Below are 20,750 nucleotides of genomic sequence, written 5' to 3' on the forward strand. Positions count from 1 at the left end.
CCGGTTCGCGGCGGGAAGTAGGCTCCCGCCGTGAACTGGCTCGCTGACCACTGGCTCGACGTCCTCGGCTGGGGTGGCAGCGCGCTGCTCGTCTACTCGCTCCTGCAGGCCAGCGTGCTCAGGCTGCGCGTGCTGAACGCCGTGGCGTGCGTGCTCCTCATCGTCTTCAACGCGATGCTCGCGGTCTGGCCGATGGTGGGGATGAACATCGTCCTCGTCGCCATCAACGCGTGGTTCATCGTGCAGCTCCTCCGCGAGCGGCACGACGAGACGGCCTTCGAGGTGCTCGAGGTGGGCCCCGCCGACGAGTACCTGCGCCACACCCTGCGGGTGCACGGCGCCGACATCCTCAGGTTCAACCCGGACTTCGTCCACGACCCGGCCGACACCCACGACGCCTTCCTCGTGCAGAAGGGCGACGAGACCGTCGGCGTGGTGCTGCTGCGCAAGCACGGCGACACCGCCGACGTCCTCCTCGACTACGTCACCCCGCGCTACCGCGACTTCTCCCCCGGCGAGTTCGTGTGGCGGCGCAGCGGCCTCCTCACCGACCGCGGCATCCGTCGGGTGGTCACGCCCCCCGGCATGGTCGGCGCCTACTACGACCGGCTGGGCTTCCGGCGCGAGGGCGAGTCCTACGCGCTCGAGCTCTGACCCGTCGCCCGGACCCACCGCTCGAGGGCGGCCTGCGCCGCACCCGAGTCGATCGCGTCGGCGGCCTTCTCCACCCCGGCCGCCAGTGCGGTGTCGACGTCCTCGGCCGGCGCGTCGTGAACCGCCAGCGCAGCGCCGGCGTTGAGGACCACCGCGTCGCGCACCGGACCGGCCTCTCCCGCCAGCAGGCGCCGTACGACGTCCGCGTTGTGCGCCGCGTCGCCGCCGCGGAGGTCCTCGGTGGTGGCCCGCGCGATCCCGAGCGTCGTCGGGTCCACGGTCAGCCGGGTGACCGCCCCGGCGTGGACGCGCCACACGGTCGAGGTCGTGGTGGTGGTCAGCTCGTCCAGGCCGTCGTCGCCCCGGAACACCCAGGCGTCCACGCCGCGCTCGGCCAGGACCCCGGCCATCACCGGCGCCATCCGGGCGTCGGCGCAGCCGATCGCCTGCGCCTGCGGTCGCGCCGGGTTGGTGAGCGGACCCAGGATGTTGAAGGTCGTGGCGATGCCGAGCTCGCGACGCGGGACCGCGGCATGACGCATCGCCGGGTGGAACGCGGCCGAGAAGCAGAAGGTGATCCCCGCCTCCTCCGCCACCTCGGCGACGCGCGCCGGTGGCAGGTCGAGCCGGATGCCGAGCGCCTCGAGCACGTCGGCCGAGCCCGACTGGGACGACGCCGACCGGTTGCCGTGCTTGACGACCTTGGCCCCGGCACCGGCCGCGACGATGGCAGCCATGGTCGAGATGTTGACCGACATCGACCGGTCGCCACCGGTGCCGACCACGTCGAGCAGCCGGCCGGGGACCGAGATCGGGTTGGCCGCGGCGAGCATGGCCGCCGCGATGCCGGACACCTCCTCGACCGTCTCCCCCTTGGCGCGCAGCGCCACGACGAACCCGGTGAGCTGCACGGGCGTCGCCGCGCCGGCGAAGACCTCGTCCATCGCCCATCGCGCCTGCTCCGTCGTCAGGTCGCTCCCGGCGACCAGCGTGGAGAGGACGTCGGGCCAGGTGTGGGGCATGGGGATCAGGCTAGTGGCGAGCGGACCGGGGACCCGCTCGGGTGTCAGGTGGTGGTTCGCGCGGGACGCCTCAGGAGGTGGCCGGCACCGACGGTCGCAGCAGCCCGATGACCGCCTCGGCCAGCTGGATGGGGTCGATCGGGTGCGGGACCGCCGCCTCGGCACGCGACCAGGTCGCAAGCCAGGCGTCCTGCGGCCGGCCGGTCAGCACGAGGACCGGCGGGCACTTGTAGATCTCGTCCTTGAGCTGCTTGGCGATGCCCATCCCGCCGGCCGGGACCGCCTCGCCGTCCAGGATCGCCAGCGCGATGTCGCCGCGGTCCATGTTCTGCAGCACCACCGGCTCGGTGGCGACCTCGACGTACTCGAGCTCCGGCAGGTCGGGGTGCGGGCGACGACCGAGCGCCAGGATCACCTGCTGGCGGGTGTTCACGTCGTCGCTGTAGACGAGGACCTTGATGCGGTCTGCGGGGGGCGGAGTCACCCGAGCATCGTAACCGGGCCTGACGGCCTCAGGCGCGGGCGCGTCGTTCCTCGAGGTCGAGGCGCCGGTCCTCGCGCGCGGCCTCCTTGAGCGACGAGCGCACCCACTGGGTGAACAGCACCGCGAAGAACAGGATGCCGATGAGGTCGCCGCTGGCCCACAGGATGCCGCCGGCGAGGTGCTGGTCGTCGATCGCCGCCGGCAGCCAGGACGCCATGGGTCCCTCCCGCAGCTCGGCGTAGTGCTCCGCGCCGATGAGCGTCGTCTGGCCCATGATCGTCACGCCGAGGAAGGCGTGGAAGGGCAGCGTCATCAGGGTGAGCAGCACCCGGAAGGGGTGGCTGACCCGGCCGGGGACCGGGTCGACCCCCATGAGCGGCCAGAAGAACAGGGTGCCGACGAGCACCAGGTGGATGTGCATCATCTGGTGCACGAACGACGAGCTCAGGCTGGCGTCGTACCACGGGCTGAAGTAGAGCGCCCACGGCGAGGCGACGTAGAGCGCGAAGGTGAGCGGCGGGAACGCGAGCACCGTGGCCACCGGTGAGTGCAGCACCGTCAGGAGCCACCGCCTCGGCCGCGGTGGCAACGTGCGCAGCGCCAGGGTGACCGGCGCGCCGAGGGCCAGGGCGAGCGGCACGACCATCGACAGGACCATGTGCTGCACCATGTGCACGCTCAGCAGGGTCGTGTCGTAGCGGCCGAGGCCGGACATCGTGGCGAGCGCGAAGGAGCCCATGCCGAGACCGCAGAAGGAGAGCGTGCGACCGACCGGCCACCGGTCCCCGCGACGGGCCAGCACCCGCACCCCGAGGGCGTACAGACCCACGGCCCAGACGGTCACGACGAAGGGGATCGGATCGATCCCCCAGTCGGTCAGGGCCCGGCCGAGCGTGAATCTCGGGAGGACCTCCGCGTCGGTCGCGAGGGTGAGCAGCACACTGTGAACTTTATGACCCCACTACACAGGGGGTCGGGGTGCCCTCCTCCTCCCCCAGCAGCCATAATGATGTCGTGGCGACTGCAGCAGCGATTCCGGCCTCCCGACTTCACGGGCACCACGACCGACCCAGCATGGTCAGCGTGGGCACGATCATCTGGCTCGCCAGCGAGCTGATGTTCTTCGCGGCGCTGTTCGCGGCCTACTTCACCATCCGCGCGGTCAGCCCGGAGCTGTGGGCGCAGGAGACGGAGAAGCTCAACGTCCCGTTCTCCACCGCCAACACCGCGATCCTCGTGGCGTCGTCCTTCGCCTGCCAGTGGGGCGTCTTCGCCGCCGAGCGCGGCCAGGTCGGCCGCACCGGCTCGCTGCTCAACTTCACCCGGTGGGGGCTGCGCGAGTGGTTCATCCTCACCTACGTCATGGGCGCCATCTTCATCGGCGGCCAGGCGCTCGAGTACGCCGAGCTGATCCACGAGGGCGTCACCATCCCGAGCTCGGCCTACGGCTCGATGTTCTACCTGACCACCGGGTTCCACGGCATCCACGTGACCGGCGGACTCATCGCGTTCCTGTTCGTCCTGGGCCGCACCTACCTCGCGCGACGCTTCACCCACGAGCAGGCCGTCACCGCCATCGTGGTTTCCTATTACTGGCACTTCGTCGACGTGGTCTGGATCGGGCTCTTCTTCACGATCTACGTCATCAAGTAAGCACCGAACCGCAACCGGCAAGGACTCATCGTGCGTTTGCTCAACCGAACCGCTGGGCGCCTCTCCCGGCACCGCCGCGGACCGCTTGCGGGGATCGTCGTGCTGCTCCTCGGGCTGCTCGTCAGCGGCTCGCTCTACACCGCCCTCGCCCCCGCGCAGGCCGACAGCCAGGCCAGCCAGACCGACCAGGTCGCCGAGGGCAAGAAGCTCTTCCTCGCCAGCTGTGCGTTCTGCCACGGCAAGAACGGTGAGGGCATCCCCACCGTGCGCGAGGGCTACCAGGTCGGCCCGTCGCTCGTCGGCGTCGGCGCCGCCGCTGTCGACTTCCAGGTCGGCACCGGCCGCATGCCCATGGCACAGCCCGGCCAGCAGGCCCAGGACAAGCCGGTCGTGTTCAGCCAGGACGAGATCGACGCGCTCGCGGCCTACGTCGCCTCGCTCGGCCCCGGCCCCGCGGTCCCCAACAAGTCCGACTACACCCTCGAGGGTCTCTCGGAGGAGGAGCGCGAGGAGGCGATCTCGCGCGGTGGCCAGATCTTCCTGACCAACTGCACCGCCTGCCACAACTTCAACGGCGCCGGCGGCGCCATGCCGCGCGGCGGCTACGCCCCCAGCCTCCACGGCGTCGAGGGCAAGTACATCTTCGAGGCCCTGCTGACCGGACCCCAGCAGATGCCCAACTTCAGCAACGGCAACCTGTCCCCCGAGGAGAAGCGCGACGTGATCGCCTACCTCGGCAGCCTGCAGGAGACCCCCGAGTACGCCGGCTTCACCCTTGGCGGCCTGGGTCCGGTCTCGGAGGGCCTGTTCGGGTGGCTCGTCGGCATCGGTGGGCTCGTGGGCGGCGCCGTGTGGATCGCCTCGCACACGACCCGGAGCAAGAAGAACAAGGTGGAAGCGTGAGCAACGACGACAGCCGGCAGGTCAACGGGCCCGACGGCACCCCCGAGCCCTACGCCGACGACTCGCACGCGTCCTCGGTCGAGCCCCACGAGTCGCACGTCCCCGCGCACCGCGAGGCCGACCCGATCCCCGACCCCGGGCTGCCCGCGCACACCTGGCGCCCGACCGACGTCGACCCCCGCCTCGAGAAGCGTGCCGAGCGCCAGATCGCCGCGATGTTCATCGCCGCGATGCTCAGCGCGGTGCTGTTCGTCGTCGCCTACTTCACCCTCGACATCGGCGACAACTGGACCACCTTCGCCGGCATGGGTGCCTCCACCATCGCCCTCGGCCTGACCCTGGGCACCTCGCTGCTGCTCATCGGCATCGGCATCATCCACCTGGCCCGCAAGCTGATGGCCGACGCCGAGATGGTCGAGATGCGCCACCCGGCCGCCTCGCCGGTCGAGGACCGCGAGGCCACCGTCAAGGCCCTCCAGGACGGCATCGAGGAGTCCGGCATCGGCCGCCGCCCGCTGGTCCGCAACACCATGATCGGCGCCGTCGGCGTCCTGGGCCTGCCGGCCGTCGTCCTCCTGCGCGACCTCGCGCCCGGCGACGCGCTCGACACGAGCAAGCTGGCCCACACCATCTGGGAGCCGGGCATGCGCCTGGTGCGCGACGTCGTCGGCACCCCGATCCTCGCCAGCGAGATCGAGATGGGCGACCTGATCAACGCCGCCCCGGAGGCCATGTTCCCCACCGAGGAGAACGGCTACCCCGAGCTCGAGGGCGCCGAGGAGCAGGCCGAGAAGGCCAAGGGCGCCATCATCATCGTCCGGATGAACCCCGACGACCTCACCCCGGCCACCCGCCCGGACAAGTGGACCGTCGACGGGATCATCTGCTACTCCAAGATCTGCACCCACGTGGGCTGCCCGATCTCCCTCTACGAGCGCACCACGCACCACGTGCTCTGCCCGTGCCACCAGTCGACCTTCGACCTCGCCGACGGCGCCAAGGTCGTCTTCGGTCCGGCTGCCCGCCCCCTTCCCCAGCTGCCACTGGCAGTGGACGATGAGGGGTACCTGGTCGCTCAGAGCGACTTCAACGAGCCCATCGGGGCTAGCTACTGGGAGCGTGAGAAGCACAAGTGAGCACCGACGCGAGGCTGGACACCAGCAAGGTCGCGACGAGCAACCGCACGGATGCCGCGACCGCCACCAAGCCGGGCCCTGCGGGCTCCCTCGCCACCTGGGCCGACGAGCGCCTGGGCCTGGGCACGGTGATGAAGAAGAACCTGCGCAAGGTCTTCCCGGACCACTGGTCCTTCATGCTCGGTGAGATCGCGCTGTGGAGCTTCGTCGTGCTGCTCCTCACCGGCGTGTTCCTCACCCTGTGGTTCAACCCCTCCATGGGCCACGTCACCTACGAGGGCTCCTACGACCAGCTCCGCGGCGTCGGCATGTCCGAGTCGATGGCCTCCACGCTGCACATCTCGTTCGACGTGCGCGGTGGCCTGCTGATGCGGCAGATGCACCACTGGGCGGCGTCCATCTTCATCGCCTCGATGCTGGTCCACCTGCTGCGCGTCGCCTTCACCGGCGCCTACCGCAAGCCACGCGAGCTCAACTGGGTCATCGGCTGCGTGCTGCTCCTCCTCGGCACCCTCGAGGGCTTCACCGGCTACTCGCTTCCCGACGACCTGCTCTCGGGCACCGGCGTCCGGGCCGCGGACGGGTTCCTCAAGGCCACCCCGGTCGTGGGCTCCTACATGTCGTTCCTGCTCTTCGGCGGCGAGTTCCCCGGCGAGGCGATCATCCCGCGCCTCTACATCATCCACGTGCTGCTCATCCCGGGCATCCTGCTCGCGCTGATCGCCGCCCACATGCTGCTGCTCGTCTACCACAAGCACACGCAGTGGCCCGGGCCCGGCCGCACCGAGCAGAACGTCGTCGGCTTCCCGATGCTCCCCGTCTACGCCGCCAAGGCCGGTGGCTACTTCTTCATGGTGTTCGGCGTCATCGCCATCATGGGCGGTCTGCTGTCGATCAACCCGGTGTGGAAGTTCGGCCCCTACGACCCGACCAAGGTGACGGCCGGGTCCCAGCCCGACTGGTACATGGGCTGGCCCGACGGCCTCCTGCGGATCATCCCGAGCAACTGGGAGTCGGTGATCTTCGGCTACACCATCTCGTGGAACGTGATGCTGCCCATCCTCATCGTGCCGCCGCTCATGCTCGTGGTCCTCATGCTCCTGCCCTTCCTGGAGGGCTGGATCACCGGCGACAAGCGCGAGCACCACCTGCTCCAGCGCCCGCGCAACGCGCCGACCCGCACCGCGGTCATGGTGGCCCTGATGACGTTCTACGGGCTCGCCTGGGCGGCCGGTGGCAACGACATCATCGCGATCAGGCTCGACCTGAGCATCAACCAGATCACCTACTTCATGCGGGTCGCGATCTTCGTGGGTCCGGTGATCGCGTTCCTGATCACGCGCCGCTGGTGCATCTCGCTCCAGCGCCACGACAACGAGAAGCTGCTCCACGGCTACGAGACCGGCATCATCACCCGCTCCCCCGACGGCCAGTACGCCGAGCGGCACCTCCCGATCAACGAGAAGGCGGCCTACGCGCTCACCGCGCGTGACCGCGACGAGGTGTTCGCGGTCGACGGCGAGACGGACGCGGCCGGCGTGCCCGCACCCAACTCGCGGTCCGAGCGGGTCCGAGCGAGCCTGTCGTCGTGGATGTACAGCCACAACGTGCAGAAGCCCACCCGCGCGGAGCTCGAGGCGGCGCACCACCACGCGGAGCACGAGGCGGAGCTCCAGGCCGGCCTCGACCACCCCGCTGACGGCCACCAGTTCGACGACCACCAGCTGCGCAACACCGACGACGTACCGCTGCGCGACCACTGATCGCCTCGCGACCGCAGCACGACACGAGGGCCCGCCGGGAACATCCCGGCGGGCCCTCGTCGTCGCAGCCCCAGCGGAGCGCCGATCGGCGTCAGTCGCCCTTGACGTTGACCAGCTGGCGCAGCACGTGGCGCACCTCGACGAGGTCGGCGGCGTCGGCCATCACCTGGTCGATGTCCTTGTAGGCCGCCGGGATCTCGTCGATGAAGGCGTCGGTGTCGCGGTACTCGATCCCCACCATCGCGCTCCGCAGGTCGGCGGCGGTGAACGTCTTCCGGGCCCGGGTCCGGGAGTACTCCCGGCCGGCCCCGTGCGGCGCCGAGTTGAGCGAGGTCGCGTCACCCTTGCCCACCACGACGTACGACGCCGTGCCCATCGAGCCGGGGATCAGGCCCGGCCGCCCGGCCTCGGCGTTGATGGCGCCCTTGCGGGAGAGCCACACGTCGCGGCCGTAGTGGTGCTCGGGCTCGGTGTAGTTGTGGTGGCAGTTGATCTCCTCCACCCGCTGCACGCCGCCTCCGACCCACTCCCCGAACTGGCGCACGACCCGGTCCATCATCTCCTCGCGGTTGAGCAGGGCGTACGTCTGTGCCCACCGCATCTCGCGGATGTAGGCGTCGAACTGCTCGGTGCCCTCGGTGAGGTAGGCGAGGTCGCGGTGCGGCAGGTCCACTCCGGCGCAGGCCTCTCGTGCCACGGCGATGTGCTTCTGCGCGATCTTGTTGCCCACGCCCCGCGAGCCGGAGTGCAGGAACAGCCACACTCCCCCGCCCTCGTCCGCCGTCACCTCGATGAAGTGGTTGCCCGATCCCAGGGTGCCCAGCTGCAGCTCCCAGCGCCCGGCGTACGTCGTGGGGTCGAAGCCGGCCTCCGCCGCCAGCTCGCGGAGCCGCTGCAGGCGCTCCTCGGTGTGGTCGCGGCTGACGCTCCGGTTGGCGGCTCCCGCGTTGAGCGGGATCGCACGCTCGATCGCCTCCCGGACCGGCCGGCGGTCGCGGGGCAGGTCGTCGACGGCGTACTGGGTGCGCACGGCGATCATGCCGCACCCGATGTCCACGCCGACGGCTGCCGGGATGATCGCCCCGAGGGTCGGGATCACCGACCCGACGGTGGCGCCCAGGCCCAGGTGGGCGTCGGGCATGAGCGCGACGTGCGGGTGGATGAACGGCATCTCCGCCGTCTGCTCCGCCTGCGCACGCGTGTCGCGCTCCAGGATCGACGCCCAGCTGACGAGCCCGGGGGTCAGGTGCTCCATCGGTCCTCCTCCTTCGTCGCGGCCCGCTCGTGCGGACCGGGCGCGACCCTACGTACCCGGAATCGGCTTGCACCGCCCGTTTCCGGTGTGCGTCAGGAGAGGGCGGAGCCGGCCTTCCAGTCGGCGAACGGGAGGTTCCAGTCGCCGTAGCCGTTGTCCAGCGTCATCTGGCGGTCGGTGCCGGTGTACTCGACGACGTCTCCGCGCCGGCTCATGGCGTAGAGCCAGCCGGCATCGGCGGTCGACAGACCGGTGCAGCCGTGGGAGACGTTGGCGTACCCCTGCGAGCCGACCGACCACGGTGCGGCGTGGATGAACTCACCGGAGTACGTCACCCGCATCGCCCACTGGACGTCGTCGATGTCGTAGGCCTCGGGGCTGTTGCGGTTGATGCCGACGGTCTCGGAGTTCATCCGCTTCGTCTCGAACTTCTCCATGATCACCTTGGTGCCGGACCGGGTGGTGAAGCCGGGCTTGCCGGTGGTGATCGGGATGCTCCGCAGCAGGTCGCCGTTGGAGAACACCTGCATCTGGTGGGTCCGGGCGTTGACCTTGTAGACGTGCGCGTCGCCGATCTGGAAGTCGATGCTGCGCGACTCCTGGCCGTAGATGCCCTTGCCCGCGGGCAGGCTGTTGATGTTGAGGTCGACCGAGACGTCCGTGCCGGCCTTCCAGTAGGTCGCCGGACGCCAGTGCACCTCGCGGTTGCTCAGCCAGAACCACGAGCCGCGCTGCTGGGGGGTGCTCGTGACGCGCATGTGCTTCTCGAACAGTGCCCGGTCGGTCACCGGGAGGTCGAAGCTCACCACGACCGGCATGCCGACCCCGACGGTCTCGCCGTCGAGCGGGGCGACGGCGGCGAAGGTCTGCTCGTCCAGGGTGAGGTCCACCGTGCGGAACCGGCGCGTGCGCTCCACGCGCTCGCCGTCGGACCGGGTCGCGGAGGCGGTGATGGTGTAGGCGGTGCCGGGCTCGAGGCGGTCGACGGCGGTCCACGTGCCGCCGGCCATGCTGCCCGCGACGTCACCCTCGGGCGAGCTCACCGCGACGTCGTCGAGGGTGCCGGAGGAGGTCGCGACCGTCAGCGGCGCTGCCACCGGCACGGCCGTCGGGTCGGCGAAGCTCGTCGTGAGCCGGACCGGCTCCGGACGGGGCGCGTCCGAGGCGGTCGAGGCACCGGGGCCGCCCCCGGAGCCGTCCCCCGGGCCGTCGGACCCGCCGGACGTCGACGTGCAGGCGGCCAGCGCGCCGCTGAGCGCGAGGAGCGCCGCGGCGAGCGTCGTACGACGGTGCGCGGAGCGCAGTGGACGGAGCGCGCGAGTGCGCATGCGACGGACCCCCAGGCGGTGCAGGTGGTGGAGCAGATGGAACGAGCTGCGGCCAGGCGCGGACGCGCAAGGACCCGCCCAGCGTACGTGCTGGGCGGGTCCTGCCGAAGTCGGCGCGAGCGTGTCCTAGGTGCGCAGGTCAGTGCGCGTGCTCACCGCGGTAGTACTCGAAGATGAAGCCGCAGACCACGACGGCCCCGATGGTGAAGCCGATGATGACGAGCCACCACGCGGTCATCGCCGTGCCGTAGACGATCACGCCGAGGGCGAGGGCGCACCACAGCGGCCACCACGAGTAGGGCGGGAAGAAGCCCAGCTCGCCGGCACCGTCGGCGATCTCGCCGTCCTTGCGGTCCTCGGGCCGTGCGTCCATGCGGGAAGCGTGGAAGCCGAGGTAGAGCGTGATCATGCCGAACAGCAGCGCCGTCATGACGAGCGCCGACGTGCCGGTCCAGTCCTCGGAGAGGAACCAGTAGGCCGGGCTCACGACCGCCACAAAGATGGCCGTGATGCCGAAGATCCAGGCTTCCGCCTTCATCGGTTCTCCTCCTCGGTCGGTCCGTCGGGGTCGACGCGGTCGCGCAGCATGCCCTCGCGACCCTCGACATCGGGCGCGTCGGCGACGTCACCGTCACGCTCGGCGTCGTTCTCGTCGAGCTCGAGCAGCGCGACCTCCGGGTGGTGCAGGTCGAAGGCGGGCGACTCCGACCGGATGCGCGGCAGTGAGTGGAAGTTGTGGCGCGGCGGCGGGCAGCTGGTGGCCCACTCGAGGGAGCGGCCCCAGCCCCACGGGTCGTCGACCGTGACCTTCGGCGCCTTGACCGAGACGTAGACGTTGTAGAGGAACGGCAGCGTCGAGGCGGCCAGCAGGAACGAGCCCACCGTCGAGATCTGGTTGAGCGTGGTGAAGCCGTCCTCGGGCAGGTAGTCGGCGTAGCGGCGCGGCATGCCCTCGACACCCAGCCAGTGCTGGACGAGGAAGGTGGTGTGGAAGCCCACGAAGAGGATCCAGAAGTGGAGCTTGCCCAGTCGCTCGTCGAGCATGCGGCCGGTCATCTTCGGCCACCAGAAGTAGAACCCGGCGAACATCGCGAACACCACGGTTCCGAAGACGACGTAGTGGAAGTGCGCCACCACGAAGTAGGAGTCGGACACGTGGAAGTCGAGCGGCGGGCTCGCCAGGATGATGCCCGTCAGGCCGCCGAAGAGGAACGTGACCAGGAAGCCGATGGACCACAGCATCGGGGTGTCGAACGACAGGCTGCCGCCCCACATCGTGCCGATCCAGTTGAAGAACTTCACCCCGGTGGGCACCGCGATCAGGAACGTCATGCCCGAGAAGAACGGCAGGTCCACCGCCCCGGTGACGAACATGTGGTGGGCCCACACGGCGACCGACAGCATCGCGATGCCGAGCGTGGCGGCCACCAGGCCGACGTAGCCGAAGATCGGCTTGCGGCTGAAGACCGGCAGGATCTCGGAGACGATGCCGAAGAACGGCAGCGCGATGATGTAGACCTCCGGGTGCCCGAAGAACCAGAACAGGTGCTGCCACAGGATCGGACCGCCGTGCGAGGGGTCGAACACGTGGGCGCCGAGGATCCGGTCGGCCTCGAGCGAGAGCAGGGCGCCCGCGAGGATCGGGAACACCATGATCACGAGCATGCTGGTGATCAGCGTGTTCCACACGAAGATCGGCATCCGGAACATGGTCATGCCGGGCGCGCGCATGCAGATGATCGTGGTGATGAAGTTGACGCCACCGAGGATCGAGCCGAGGCCCGCCATCCACAGGCCCATGATCCAGAGGTCACCTCCGACACCCGGGCTGCGGACGGCGTCGGAGAGCGGCGTGTAGGCGAACCAGCCGAAGTCGGCGGCGCCCGAGGGGGTCAGGAAGCCCGAGGCGGCGATGAGGCCGCCGATCAGGAACAGCCAGTAGCTGAACATGTTGAGGCGCGGGAACGCCACGTCCGGCGCACCGATCTGGAGCGGCATGATGACGTTGGCGAAGCCGAAGAACAGCGGGGTCGCGAACAGCAGCAGCATGATCGTGCCGTGCATGGTGAACAGCTGGTTGTAGACCTGCTCGTTGACCACCTGCTGGCCGGGGTAGGCCAGCTCGGAGCGGATCAGCATGGCCATCAGGCCGGCGATGAGGAACCACGCGAACGAGGTGCCGAGGTAGAGCTTGCCGATCAGCTTGTGGTCGGTCGTGGTCAGCAGACGGACGACCTGGGTGCCCAGCGCCTTGCGCGGCGGCTCGCCGGGCGTCATGCGCTGTGACTCGGTCGCGGTCGGAGCACTCACTCTTCGCTCCCTTCCTGGGACTGGCTCTCGCCGAGTCCGGTCTGCGTGGTGGCGTTGGCGCCGCCCAGGAGCGGCTCCTCGGAGGTCTGGCCGGCCTCGGCCAGCTCGGCGAGGTAGGCCTCGTACTCGGCCTGGCTCACGATCTCGACCTGGAACAGCATCCGCGAGTGGTAGACGCCGCAGAGCTCGTAGCACTTGCCGGCGTAAGTCCCCTCGACGGTGGGGGTGACCTGCAGCTTGTTGACCCGGCCCGGGATGACGTCCATGCGGGTGAGGAAGGACGGCACGCCGAAGTTGTGGATGACGTCGGGCGAGTGCAGGTTGAACTGGATGCGCTGGTCGACGGGCAGCACCAGTGTCGGGATCTCGCTCGCGTCGCCGGTCGTGTAGACGTACTCCTCGTAGGCGAAGTCGCCGTCGTCGCCGAACGCGTCCGGGTTCTGCTCGCCGATGCCGTGGTTGAAGCCCCACTGCCACTGGTAGCCGACGACCTCGACGGTCAGGTCGGGGGTGTCCTCGAGCTCGGTCATCACGTCCTGCACGCGGACGGTGTGGAAGAAGAACACGATGCACATCAGGACCGGCGCGATCGTGTAGAAGACCTCGAGCGGCAGGTTGTAGCGCGTCTGCCGCGGGACCTCGTCGTCGCTGCGTCGGCGGAACTTGACCACGACGTAGGCGATCAGGCCCCAGACGATGACGCCGGTGATCATCGCGGCGACCCAGGCCCATTTCCAGAGCTCGTAGGTGTAGGGGCCCTGCTCGGTGGCGCGGTCGGGCATGGCGAGGTTCCTGATCTGGCGCGTGTCGGCCTCGGAACACCCGGCCAGCACCAGCATCGTCACGCCCAGGAGCGCGACCCTCAGGCTGCGCCGCAGCGCGCCCGAACGCTTGGGGACTTGCAGACCCACTGACGAGCCTCTCTCTCGGTCCTTCTCGACACACAGAGGGTATCCCCATCTTCCCCGTCCGTGCGGGGCAGGGTCCGGTGTCGCGCGATCGTGCCGACCGTCACACCCCGAGGGCTGTGATCCCGGCTGGCCAAGGTCCGGACAACGTTCCGGTACGTGCTTAGGCTGCCCCTGTGACACGGCCTGGCCAGGGAGCAGGAGACCTCGACAGCGCCTCCGCCGCGCCGCTGCACCCGGCGGCGCGGGAGGTCCTGCTCGCGGCCCTCGAGCGGGGGTACGCCGACCCGCGTCGGCTGCACCGCGCCGGCCGCGAGTCACGCCTGCTGCTCGACAACGCGCGCGAGGCGACGGCCGACGCGCTGGGCGTGCGCCCCGACGAGGTCACCTTCACGCCCAGCGGCACCCACGCCGTGCACCTCGGCCTGCTCGGGCTGGTCCGCGGCTCCCGGCGCGGCGACGTGGTGGTCCACCCGGCGGTCGAGCACTCCGCCGTGCGGCACGCCGTGGCGTGGGGCGCCCGGGCCCGGGTGGTCCCGTGCGGGAGGAACGGCCGGGTCGACGACGCCCGCCTGATCGAGGAGGCAGCCGCCCCCGATGTGGGCGTCGTGGCGCTGCAGACGGCCAACCACGAGGTGGGCACGACGCAGCCGGTCGGGGAGCTCGGGCTGCCGGACGACGTCCCGCTCTTCACCGACGCCTGTGCGGCGATGGGGCGGCTCTCGCTGCCCTCCGGCTGGGCCGCGGCCGCCGGCTCTGCGCACAAGTGGGGCGGCCCGGCGGGGGTGGGCGTGCTGCTGGTGCGCAAGCGCGCCCGATGGCGCAACCCGTTCCCCGGCGACGACCGCGTCGACGAGCGGTCCACCGGCTTCGAGAACGTGCCCGCGGTCCTCGCGGCCGCCGCCGCGCTGCAGGCCGTGGTGGCCGAGCGCACCGAGGTCAACGCCCGCCAGCACGAGCTCGTCGACGTCGTACGCCGACGGGTGGCGGCGGAGGTGCCGGACGTCGAGGTGGTCGGCGACCCGGACCGGCGGCTCCCCCACCTGGTCACCTTCTCGTGCCTCTACGTGGACGGGGAGGCGCTGGTCACCGAGCTCGACCGCCGTGGCTTCGGGATCGCGAGCGGCTCGGCCTGCACCGCCTCGACCCTGACCCCGAGCCACGTGCTCGAGGCCATGGGTGTGCTCACCCACGGCAACGTGCGGCTCTCGCTCCACCGCGACACCACCCGCGCCGACGTCGACGCCTTCTGCGAGGTCCTGCCCGGGCTGGTGGCCGAGATCCGGGCGCGGGTGGGCCTGTGAGCGCCGACCCGGTCCCTGACGTCGCGCTCGAGCTGGACTGCCGTGCCCTGCCCTGCCCGATGCCCGTCATCGAGCTCGCCCGCCACCTCGCCGACGTCGAGGTCGGTGCACTGCTGGCGGTCGTCGCCCACGACCCCGCAGCGGCGGTCGACGTGCCGGCGTGGTGCCGGATGAAGGGCCAGGACTACGTGCGCGCGGACACCGCCGACGACGGCGCCCCACGCCACGTCGTACGCCGCGTCAGCTGACGCCGGACCCCCGGGCATCTGTGGGGCGCTGGGGGCGCTCGGCCCTCAGGGCCGGATGGTCTCGAGGTGCGGCTCGAAGTCGGCAACGGCCTCGTCGCCGTAGGTGGCCGCGCAGCGCGCGAGGAACGCCGCACGCGAGATCTCGTACTCCTGGGTGCCGACCTGCTCCACGACGTAGACCGCGAGCAGGCAGCCGAGCTGGGCCGCGCGCTCGTGGCCGAGGCCCCAGCTGAGCGCGGCGAGGAAGCCGGCGCGGAAGGCGTCGCCCACGCCGGTGGGCTCGACCTTCTCGATCTCCGGCACCGCCTGGACGACGATCGACTCCTCGCCCTGACGGTCGATGCGGACACCGGCGGGGCCGAGGGTCACCACCCAGGTGCCGACGCGGGAGAGGACCTCCTCGGCGCTCCAGCCGGTCTTCTGCGTGATCAGGCTGGCCTCGTACTCGTTGGAGAACAGGATCTCGGCGCCGTCGACGAGGGGACGGATCAGGTCGCCGTCGCCGAAGGCGAGCTGCTGCGACGGGTCGGCGAGGAAGGGGTAGCCGCGCTGGCGGCACTCCTCGGTGTGGCGCAGCATCCCCTGCGGGTCGTCGGGGCCGATGAGGACGTAGTCGGGGGCGCCGACGCGGTCGATGATCGGCTTGAGCTCGATCTCGCGCGACTCGCTCATCGCGCCGGCGTAGAAGCTGGCGATCTGCGCGTGCGCGCTGTCGTTGGTGCACACGAACCGGGCGGTGTGCCGGGTCTCGGAGACGTGCACGGAGTCGCAGTCGACGTTGTGCCGCTCCAGCCACGAGCGGTACTCGGCGAAGTCCTCGCCGACGGCACCGACGAGCACCGGGCGCAGGCCCAGGTTGCCGAGGCCGAAGCAGATGTTGGCGGCGCAGCCACCGCGGCGCACCTCCAGGTCCTCGACCAGGAAGGACACCGACAGCTTGTCGAGCTGGTCCACGACCAGGCTGTCGGCGAACTTGCCCGGGAAGGACATCAGGTGGTCGGTCGCGATGGATCCGGCAACGAGGAGGGACACGCCGCGAGACACTACCTCCCGGTACGCCTCCGGATACGCATCAGTAGCCCCTAGCGTCGACCTCATGACGACGTCGCGACACCCCGCACACCTGGTCCACGACGAGCTGGGCACGCCCGCGGAGCTGGCCGCCGACTGCGAGGAGGCCGGACGCAACCTGCGGCTCGGCTCCCCGCTCGAGCGTGCCGCCCGGGCCGCGGTGACGGCACCGCCGAGCCTGCGCTTCGAGGACTACCCGGCCGAGGTCGGCAAGCGCGAGATCCGGGTCTCCGACGCCGCCGCCCGCCTGGCCAACGCGCTGCACCTGCACCTGGACTGACGCCTGACCGGCACGCCACCCACGTACGACGAAGGGCCCCAGCCGGGTGGCTGGGGCCCTTCGTCATGGTGCGTCAGGTCTCGACACGCGGGTCGTGACCTCGCTCAGTGGAACGAGTCGCCGCAGGCGCAGGACCCGGTCGCGTTGGGGTTGTCGATGGTGAAGCCCTGCTTCTCGATGGTGTCGACGAAGTCGATCTCGGCACCGTTGAGGTAGGGGACGCTCATCCGGTCGACGACGACGGTCACGCCGTCGAAGTCGGTGGTCACGTCGCCGTCGAGGGTCCGCTCGTCGAAGAAGAGCTGGTAGCGCAGGCCCGAGCAGCCACCGGGCTGCACGGAGATGCGCAGGGCCAGGTCGTCACGACCCTCCTGCTCCAGGAGGCTCTTCACCTTGCCGGCGGCGACAGCGGAGAGGTTGATCTGGTCGGTGCGGCGCTCAGTGGTCTCGACCTGCTCGGTCATCTCATCACTCCAGGAAGTCTCGGGGTACTGCAGGCTCCAATGGTCGCACACGCGGGGTTATTCCCCACGGCGGCGGGTTCGGGCGGTCCGCCTGCCCGCCTTCCTTCCTGCGCCGACTGCCTGCCGCCGGGGGTGGCGGCACATCGCGGGTTGAACCGGCCGTTCGAGGCGATCTGCCGCCACCTCGCGCCGCGATGTCGGAAAGGTGGCGGCACATCGGTCCCCCGACCGGCCCTTCCAGGGGATCTGCCGCCACCCTCACGCCGTACGACGTCGCACGGGCGCCGCAGGGACGCGTGCGAGGAGCGCCGCCCGGCCGGCGGGGGTGAAGAGCGAGTCACGCAGGAGCTCGTGCCACAGCCTGATCCGCGCGGGGTCGTGCGGCCGGTCGAGCGCCCGGTCGGCGTCCTCGAGGATGGTCACCGCGCGGTGGATGACGTCACCGGCCGTGTAGCCGCGACGCGTGAAGCCCTGCCTCTCGATACGGCGGTCGCGTCGCCGGTCCTGCACCCGTCGGGGCGCCTTCTCGTGCTCGTCCCCGTCGAACTCGTGCAGCGCCGTCGTGCCGCACAGCCACAGGTCCGCGTCGGCGACGAAGACGCCGTCGCCGTCCGTCAACGTCCACTGGGGCTCGACGTCGATCCCGCACGAGACGTGCACCAGCCTCAGCAACGACTCCCAGAGCGACTGGGAGCGTCCGTCCACCAGGGTGAGCGCCTCCCGCAGTCGACGGGCGCCCGGACGCCTCGTCGCAGCCACCTCGCTGAGCTCCTCCTCGGCCACAAGCTCGAGCTGGAGGGCCGCGTCGACCATCGCCACGAGGTCGATGAGCCCGACCCAGCGGCCGGCTGCGGCAAGCGCCTCGGCGACGACGGCGACCCGCAGACCGCGCTGGAAGGCGTACGGCACCGGGCGCACGTGCCGGCTGGTGTGGACGCCGCGACGCAGCGGTCGCGGGTCGTCCTTCCCGAGTGCCAGGAAGACCGGGCACTCGGCGGGCAGCGGCGGATGCGGGACGCCCCAGACCTCGAGGGCCGTCAGACCGGTGAACGCTCCGTCGTCGGTCAGGAGCAGCTGCCATCCGGCGAGGTCGTCCTCGTCCCAGAACGGTGGGTGGTCGACGGGTTCAGGCGCCGTCGCGCCACGGTGGATCCCGTAGGTGACGTGAGCCCACGCCCGGCCCCGGCGGTGTCCCCTGACCGGCTCGCTCGATCCCATGACCGCAGGTTGAGGCCGTCCGGACGGTCTCCGCCCATGTCGCTGGTCGAGCCTGGGGACTGCCGGGTGTCGGGGTCACCTGTGGACTCCCGGTGGCTCGCCCCCGGCGAAGGTGGCGGCAGATCACCGATCGACAACCCCGCCACACGCGATGTGCCGCCACCCAACAGCGCAGGCGGCGTCGCCCCCGGCGAAGGTGGCGGCAGATCACCGATCGACAACCCCGCCACACGCGATGTGCCGCCACCCAACAGCGGAGGGCGGAGGGCGAAGGGCCAGGACGAGGACCCCCGTCCCTCAGCGCGACCAGGTCCGCGCCACCCGCTGCGCGAGGTCGGCGAGGGCCTCGGCGGGGGCGGCGAAGGCGCGCTCCTCGCCGACCAGCTCCACGACGGAGTACGCCGACTCGATCCCGAGGGCGCGCATCTCGCGCGAACCCACCAGGACCTGGCCGGCCAGCGCGATGCAGGGGCGGAGCGCCTCGGAGGCCACGCCGGCCACGCCGTAGGGCACCTTGCCGGCGCGGGAGGAGAAGTCGAAGGCGCCCTCCCCCGTCACCACCAGGTCCGCGCGGCGGGCGCGCTCGGCCAGCGAGACCGCGTCGGTGACGAAGCCGATGCCGGGCTCGCGGGTCGCACCGAGCACGAGCAGGGCGTAGCCGATGCCGCCCGCGGCGCCCGCGCCCTTCTCGAGGGACGTACGCCGGTCCGTGGCGGCGGCGAACCCCTCCAGCCAGCCGTCGACCTCGGCGATCCGGTCCTCGCCGATGCCCTTCTGCGGCCCGTAGGTCTTGGTGGCCCCGAAGAGCCCGGTCAGCGGGTTGTCGACGTCGCTCGCGGCGACGAGCGTGACACCGGCCAGCCGCTCCCGGGCGCCCGCGAGGTCGACCTCGGACACGGAGGCCAGTCCGGCCGCGCCCCGGTCGAGCGTGCCGTCGGAGGTCGCGCCGAGCGCGGCCAGCAGGCCGGCTCCGCCGTCGTTCGTGCCCGAGCCGCCCAGTCCCACGACGACCGTCCGCGCGCCGCCCGCGACGGCGGCCAGCACGAGCTCGCCGACGCCCCTGCTGGACGCCGTCTCGGCGTCGCCGTCGACCAGGTGCGGCCCGACCGCCTGCGCGCTCTCGACGTACGCCGTCCCCGCCACGCGCAGCACGACGGCGGGAACCGAGGCCCCGTGCGGGCCGGAGACCGTCACGGCGGAGAGCTCACCTCCGAGCGCGGCGTGCAGGACGTCCACGAACCCGGGTCCGCCGTCGGCCATCGGCGCCAGGTCGAGGTCGTCGTGGGGTGACTGGCGGCGCCACCCGGCGGCGATCGCCTCGGCGGCCTGCACCGCGGTGAGGGTGCCGGCGAACTTGTCGGGGGCGATCAGGACACGCATGGCGGCCATGATCCAGCACGGCCCCGGAGCCCCGGAGCCCCGGTTCCGGCATGCTTGCGGCATGACTCTCGATCCCATCGTCGCGGAGGTCACCGTGCCGGTGACGACCACCGAGGCCTTCGTCGGCTTCACCGCCCAGATGGGCGAGTGGTGGGACCCCATGCTGACCCCCGACCCGGCCGGCTACACCGGCATCGCGATCGATCCCGACGGGCCCGTGGCGAGCGTGCACGGCGACGAGCAGTACGTCTGGGGCCGGGTCGTCGGGTGGGACCCGATCGGCCACTACACGCAGGAGTTCTGGCTCGGCCACGCCGAGGAGGAGCCGACCACTCTCGACGTCACCTTCACCGAGGCGCCGGAGGGCACCTTGGTCCACCTCGAGCACCGCGGCTGGACCGAGGGCAGCGAGGACGTGCGCGCCAGGTACACCCACTGGGACGACCTGCTCCGCCGCTACGCCGCGCACGTGTCGTGACCGCACCCGTCATCCGGCCGATGCGCCGCGAGGACCTCGAGGACCTCGCCGACATCACGGCGACGAGCTACTACGAGGTCGACGCCCGGACCTACCAGCGCGCCTGGCCCGACCCCGTGCGCCGCCCGGCGTCCCGCAACGGGCACTGGCTCCACCGGACGGGGCAGGCGCTGGTCACCGACCCCGGTGGGTGCTGGGTCGCGGAGGTGGACGGGGCCGTCGTGGGTGGTGCGGTGTCACGCGTCCGCGAGCTCATGTGGATCCTCGCGTCCTTCGCCGTCCGGCCCGAGCACCAGGGGCAGGGCATCGGCGCCCAGCTGCTCGCGGCGGCCATGCACCACGGCCGTGGGTGCCTGCGCGGCATGTTCTCCGCCAGCGCCGACCCCGGCGCCGTACGCCGCTACCGGCTGGCCGGCTTCGACCTGCACCCGCAGATGATGCTCACCGGGGTCGTCGACCGCGACGCCATCCCGGTGGTCGAGCGGGTCCGCGAGGGCACGGCGAGCGACATCGACCTGATGGACTCGGTCGACCGGCGCACCCGCGGCGCCGCGCACCTCTCGGACCACGAGCTGCTGCTCGCGCAGTTCCGCCTGGTCGTCACGGACCACTCGACCGGCTCGGGCTACGCCTACGTCGACGACGACGGGGTGCCGGTGCTGGTCGCGGCCACCAACCGGCGTACGGCCGCCCGGCTGATGTGGGAGGCGCTGGCCTCGACCCGCCCCGGGTCACAGGTGTCGGTGCAGCACATCACCGCTGGCAACGCCTGGGCCCTCGACGTCGGGCTGGCGGCCCGGCTCGCGATCCACCAGAGCGGCTACCTGTGCCTGCGCCGGATGAAGCCGCCGGTGCCCTACCTGCACCACGGCAGCCTCCTCTGAGGACGGG

22 protein-coding genes are annotated in these 20,750 nt (G+C 71.1%); 10 read left to right on the top strand and 12 right to left on the bottom strand.

Features of this window, described 5'->3' with window-relative positions; genetic code table 11:
* Nucleotides 1–30 precede the first annotated feature (30 nt).
* Entirely contained in the window at nucleotides 31–654 is a 624-nt protein-coding gene (locus SHK17_RS13445) for a hypothetical protein (RefSeq protein ID WP_322919547.1), read from the top strand.
* On the opposite strand, the gene trpD is transcribed toward SHK17_RS13445, so the two are convergent.
* From trpD to SHK17_RS13460, 3 genes are all read right to left on the bottom strand, one after another.
* On the bottom strand, nucleotides 636–1,676 hold the full coding sequence (gene trpD / locus SHK17_RS13450; protein ID WP_322919548.1) for an anthranilate phosphoribosyltransferase: 1,041 nt from the start codon (nucleotides 1,674–1,676) through the stop codon (nucleotides 636–638). The genes SHK17_RS13445 and trpD overlap by 19 nt on opposite strands.
* Before the next feature lie 70 nt (nucleotides 1,677–1,746).
* Nucleotides 1,747–2,160: an Rv3143 family two-component system response regulator gene (locus SHK17_RS13455; protein ID WP_172273974.1), complete on the bottom strand. Its 414-nt coding sequence runs from the start codon at nucleotides 2,158–2,160 to the stop codon at nucleotides 1,747–1,749.
* A gap of 28 nt (nucleotides 2,161–2,188) precedes the next feature.
* The gene (locus SHK17_RS13460) at nucleotides 2,189–3,100 is read right to left on the bottom strand and encodes a cytochrome c oxidase assembly protein (RefSeq protein ID WP_322919549.1); all 912 of its coding nucleotides are present in this window, start codon (nucleotides 3,098–3,100) and stop codon (nucleotides 2,189–2,191) included.
* 74 nt (nucleotides 3,101–3,174) lie between these two features.
* Between SHK17_RS13460 and ctaE the strand changes: the two genes are divergently transcribed.
* The 4 genes from ctaE to qcrB are packed head-to-tail and all read left to right on the top strand — an operon-like array spanning nucleotide 3,175 to nucleotide 7,615.
* Nucleotides 3,175–3,813, top strand: coding sequence for an aa3-type cytochrome oxidase subunit III (gene ctaE / locus SHK17_RS13465; RefSeq protein WP_172273968.1), 639 nt, complete (start codon nucleotides 3,175–3,177; stop codon nucleotides 3,811–3,813).
* 30 nt (nucleotides 3,814–3,843) lie between these two features.
* Nucleotides 3,844–4,716 carry a cytochrome bc1 complex diheme cytochrome c subunit gene (qcrC, locus tag SHK17_RS13470; RefSeq protein ID WP_322919551.1) on the top strand — a complete coding sequence of 291 codons (873 nt, stop codon included), beginning with the start codon at nucleotides 3,844–3,846 and terminating at the stop codon, nucleotides 4,714–4,716.
* Nucleotides 4,713–5,852 (top strand): cytochrome bc1 complex Rieske iron-sulfur subunit, encoded by a 1,140-nt coding sequence (gene qcrA, locus SHK17_RS13475; protein ID WP_172273962.1) that lies wholly within the window; start codon nucleotides 4,713–4,715, stop codon nucleotides 5,850–5,852. The genes qcrC and qcrA overlap by 4 nt, the downstream gene beginning before the upstream one ends.
* Nucleotides 5,849–7,615 carry a cytochrome bc1 complex cytochrome b subunit gene (gene qcrB / locus SHK17_RS13480; protein WP_405030375.1) on the top strand — a complete coding sequence of 589 codons (1,767 nt, stop codon included), beginning with the start codon at nucleotides 5,849–5,851 and terminating at the stop codon, nucleotides 7,613–7,615. The genes qcrA and qcrB overlap by 4 nt, the downstream gene beginning before the upstream one ends.
* Before the next feature lie 91 nt (nucleotides 7,616–7,706).
* On the opposite strand, the gene SHK17_RS13485 is transcribed toward qcrB, so the two are convergent.
* From SHK17_RS13485 to ctaC, 5 genes are all read right to left on the bottom strand, one after another.
* Nucleotides 7,707–8,870 (bottom strand): RtcB family protein, encoded by a 1,164-nt coding sequence (locus tag SHK17_RS13485; protein WP_322919553.1) that lies wholly within the window; start codon nucleotides 8,868–8,870, stop codon nucleotides 7,707–7,709.
* Between the two features lie 92 nt (nucleotides 8,871–8,962).
* Complete coding sequence (locus SHK17_RS13490) at nucleotides 8,963–10,198, bottom strand: L,D-transpeptidase (protein WP_322919555.1); 1,236 nt, start codon at nucleotides 10,196–10,198, stop codon at nucleotides 8,963–8,965.
* A 139-nt stretch (nucleotides 10,199–10,337) separates the two neighbouring features.
* Nucleotides 10,338–10,736, bottom strand: coding sequence for a cytochrome c oxidase subunit 4 (locus SHK17_RS13495; RefSeq protein WP_172273953.1), 399 nt, complete (start codon nucleotides 10,734–10,736; stop codon nucleotides 10,338–10,340).
* Nucleotides 10,733–12,475, bottom strand: a complete 1,743-nt coding sequence (gene ctaD / locus SHK17_RS13500) for an aa3-type cytochrome oxidase subunit I (RefSeq protein WP_322425540.1) — start codon at nucleotides 12,473–12,475, stop codon at nucleotides 10,733–10,735. The genes SHK17_RS13495 and ctaD overlap by 4 nt, the downstream gene beginning before the upstream one ends.
* A gap of 29 nt (nucleotides 12,476–12,504) precedes the next feature.
* Nucleotides 12,505–13,419: an aa3-type cytochrome oxidase subunit II gene (ctaC, locus tag SHK17_RS13505; RefSeq protein ID WP_322425501.1), complete on the bottom strand. Its 915-nt coding sequence runs from the start codon at nucleotides 13,417–13,419 to the stop codon at nucleotides 12,505–12,507.
* A 173-nt stretch (nucleotides 13,420–13,592) separates the two neighbouring features.
* Here ctaC and SHK17_RS13510 point away from each other — a divergent pair, with 173 nt between their 5' ends.
* Together SHK17_RS13510 and SHK17_RS13515 are read left to right on the top strand one after the other, a co-directional pair.
* The gene (locus SHK17_RS13510; protein ID WP_322919556.1) at nucleotides 13,593–14,720 is read left to right on the top strand and encodes a cysteine desulfurase family protein; all 1,128 of its coding nucleotides are present in this window, start codon (nucleotides 13,593–13,595) and stop codon (nucleotides 14,718–14,720) included.
* Complete coding sequence (locus SHK17_RS13515; RefSeq protein ID WP_322425503.1) at nucleotides 14,717–14,968, top strand: sulfurtransferase TusA family protein; 252 nt, start codon at nucleotides 14,717–14,719, stop codon at nucleotides 14,966–14,968. Before SHK17_RS13510 ends, SHK17_RS13515 begins: the two co-directional genes overlap by 4 nt.
* A 45-nt stretch (nucleotides 14,969–15,013) precedes the next feature.
* Here SHK17_RS13515 and SHK17_RS13520 read toward each other — a convergent pair whose 3' ends face one another.
* Nucleotides 15,014–16,000 (bottom strand): PfkB family carbohydrate kinase, encoded by a 987-nt coding sequence (locus SHK17_RS13520; RefSeq protein WP_172273947.1) that lies wholly within the window; start codon nucleotides 15,998–16,000, stop codon nucleotides 15,014–15,016.
* Nucleotides 16,001–16,064: 64 nt separating this feature from the next.
* On the opposite strand from SHK17_RS13520, the gene SHK17_RS13525 reads away from it, so the two are divergent.
* Nucleotides 16,065–16,319 carry a hypothetical protein gene (locus SHK17_RS13525; RefSeq protein WP_172273944.1) on the top strand — a complete coding sequence of 85 codons (255 nt, stop codon included), beginning with the start codon at nucleotides 16,065–16,067 and terminating at the stop codon, nucleotides 16,317–16,319.
* 104 nt (nucleotides 16,320–16,423) lie between these two features.
* On the opposite strand, the gene erpA is transcribed toward SHK17_RS13525, so the two are convergent.
* The 3 genes from erpA to SHK17_RS13540 all read right to left on the bottom strand — a co-directional run bounded on the left by erpA (nucleotide 16,424) and on the right by SHK17_RS13540 (nucleotide 19,381).
* A complete protein-coding gene (gene erpA / locus SHK17_RS13530; RefSeq protein ID WP_090971856.1) occupies nucleotides 16,424–16,783 on the bottom strand; it encodes an iron-sulfur cluster insertion protein ErpA in 360 nt (119 codons plus the stop codon).
* Nucleotides 16,784–17,041: 258 nt separating this feature from the next.
* A complete protein-coding gene (locus SHK17_RS13535) occupies nucleotides 17,042–18,001 on the bottom strand; it encodes a hypothetical protein (RefSeq protein ID WP_322919558.1) in 960 nt (319 codons plus the stop codon).
* Nucleotides 18,002–18,298: 297 nt separating this feature from the next.
* On the bottom strand, nucleotides 18,299–19,381 hold the full coding sequence (locus SHK17_RS13540) for a glycerate kinase family protein (RefSeq protein ID WP_322919559.1): 1,083 nt from the start codon (nucleotides 19,379–19,381) through the stop codon (nucleotides 18,299–18,301).
* A 61-nt stretch (nucleotides 19,382–19,442) separates the two neighbouring features.
* On the opposite strand from SHK17_RS13540, the gene SHK17_RS13545 reads away from it, so the two are divergent.
* Both SHK17_RS13545 and SHK17_RS13550 read left to right on the top strand, forming a co-directional pair.
* Nucleotides 19,443–19,859 (top strand): SRPBCC domain-containing protein, encoded by a 417-nt coding sequence (locus SHK17_RS13545; protein ID WP_322919560.1) that lies wholly within the window; start codon nucleotides 19,443–19,445, stop codon nucleotides 19,857–19,859.
* Nucleotides 19,856–20,743, top strand: a complete 888-nt coding sequence (locus SHK17_RS13550; protein WP_322919561.1) for a GNAT family N-acetyltransferase — start codon at nucleotides 19,856–19,858, stop codon at nucleotides 20,741–20,743. Before SHK17_RS13545 ends, SHK17_RS13550 begins: the two co-directional genes overlap by 4 nt.
* Nucleotides 20,744–20,750 lie beyond the last annotated feature (7 nt).

It is taken from the genome of Nocardioides renjunii (genome assembly GCF_034661175.1).
GTDB classification, from domain to species: Bacteria; Actinomycetota; Actinomycetes; order Propionibacteriales; family Nocardioidaceae; genus Nocardioides; species Nocardioides renjunii.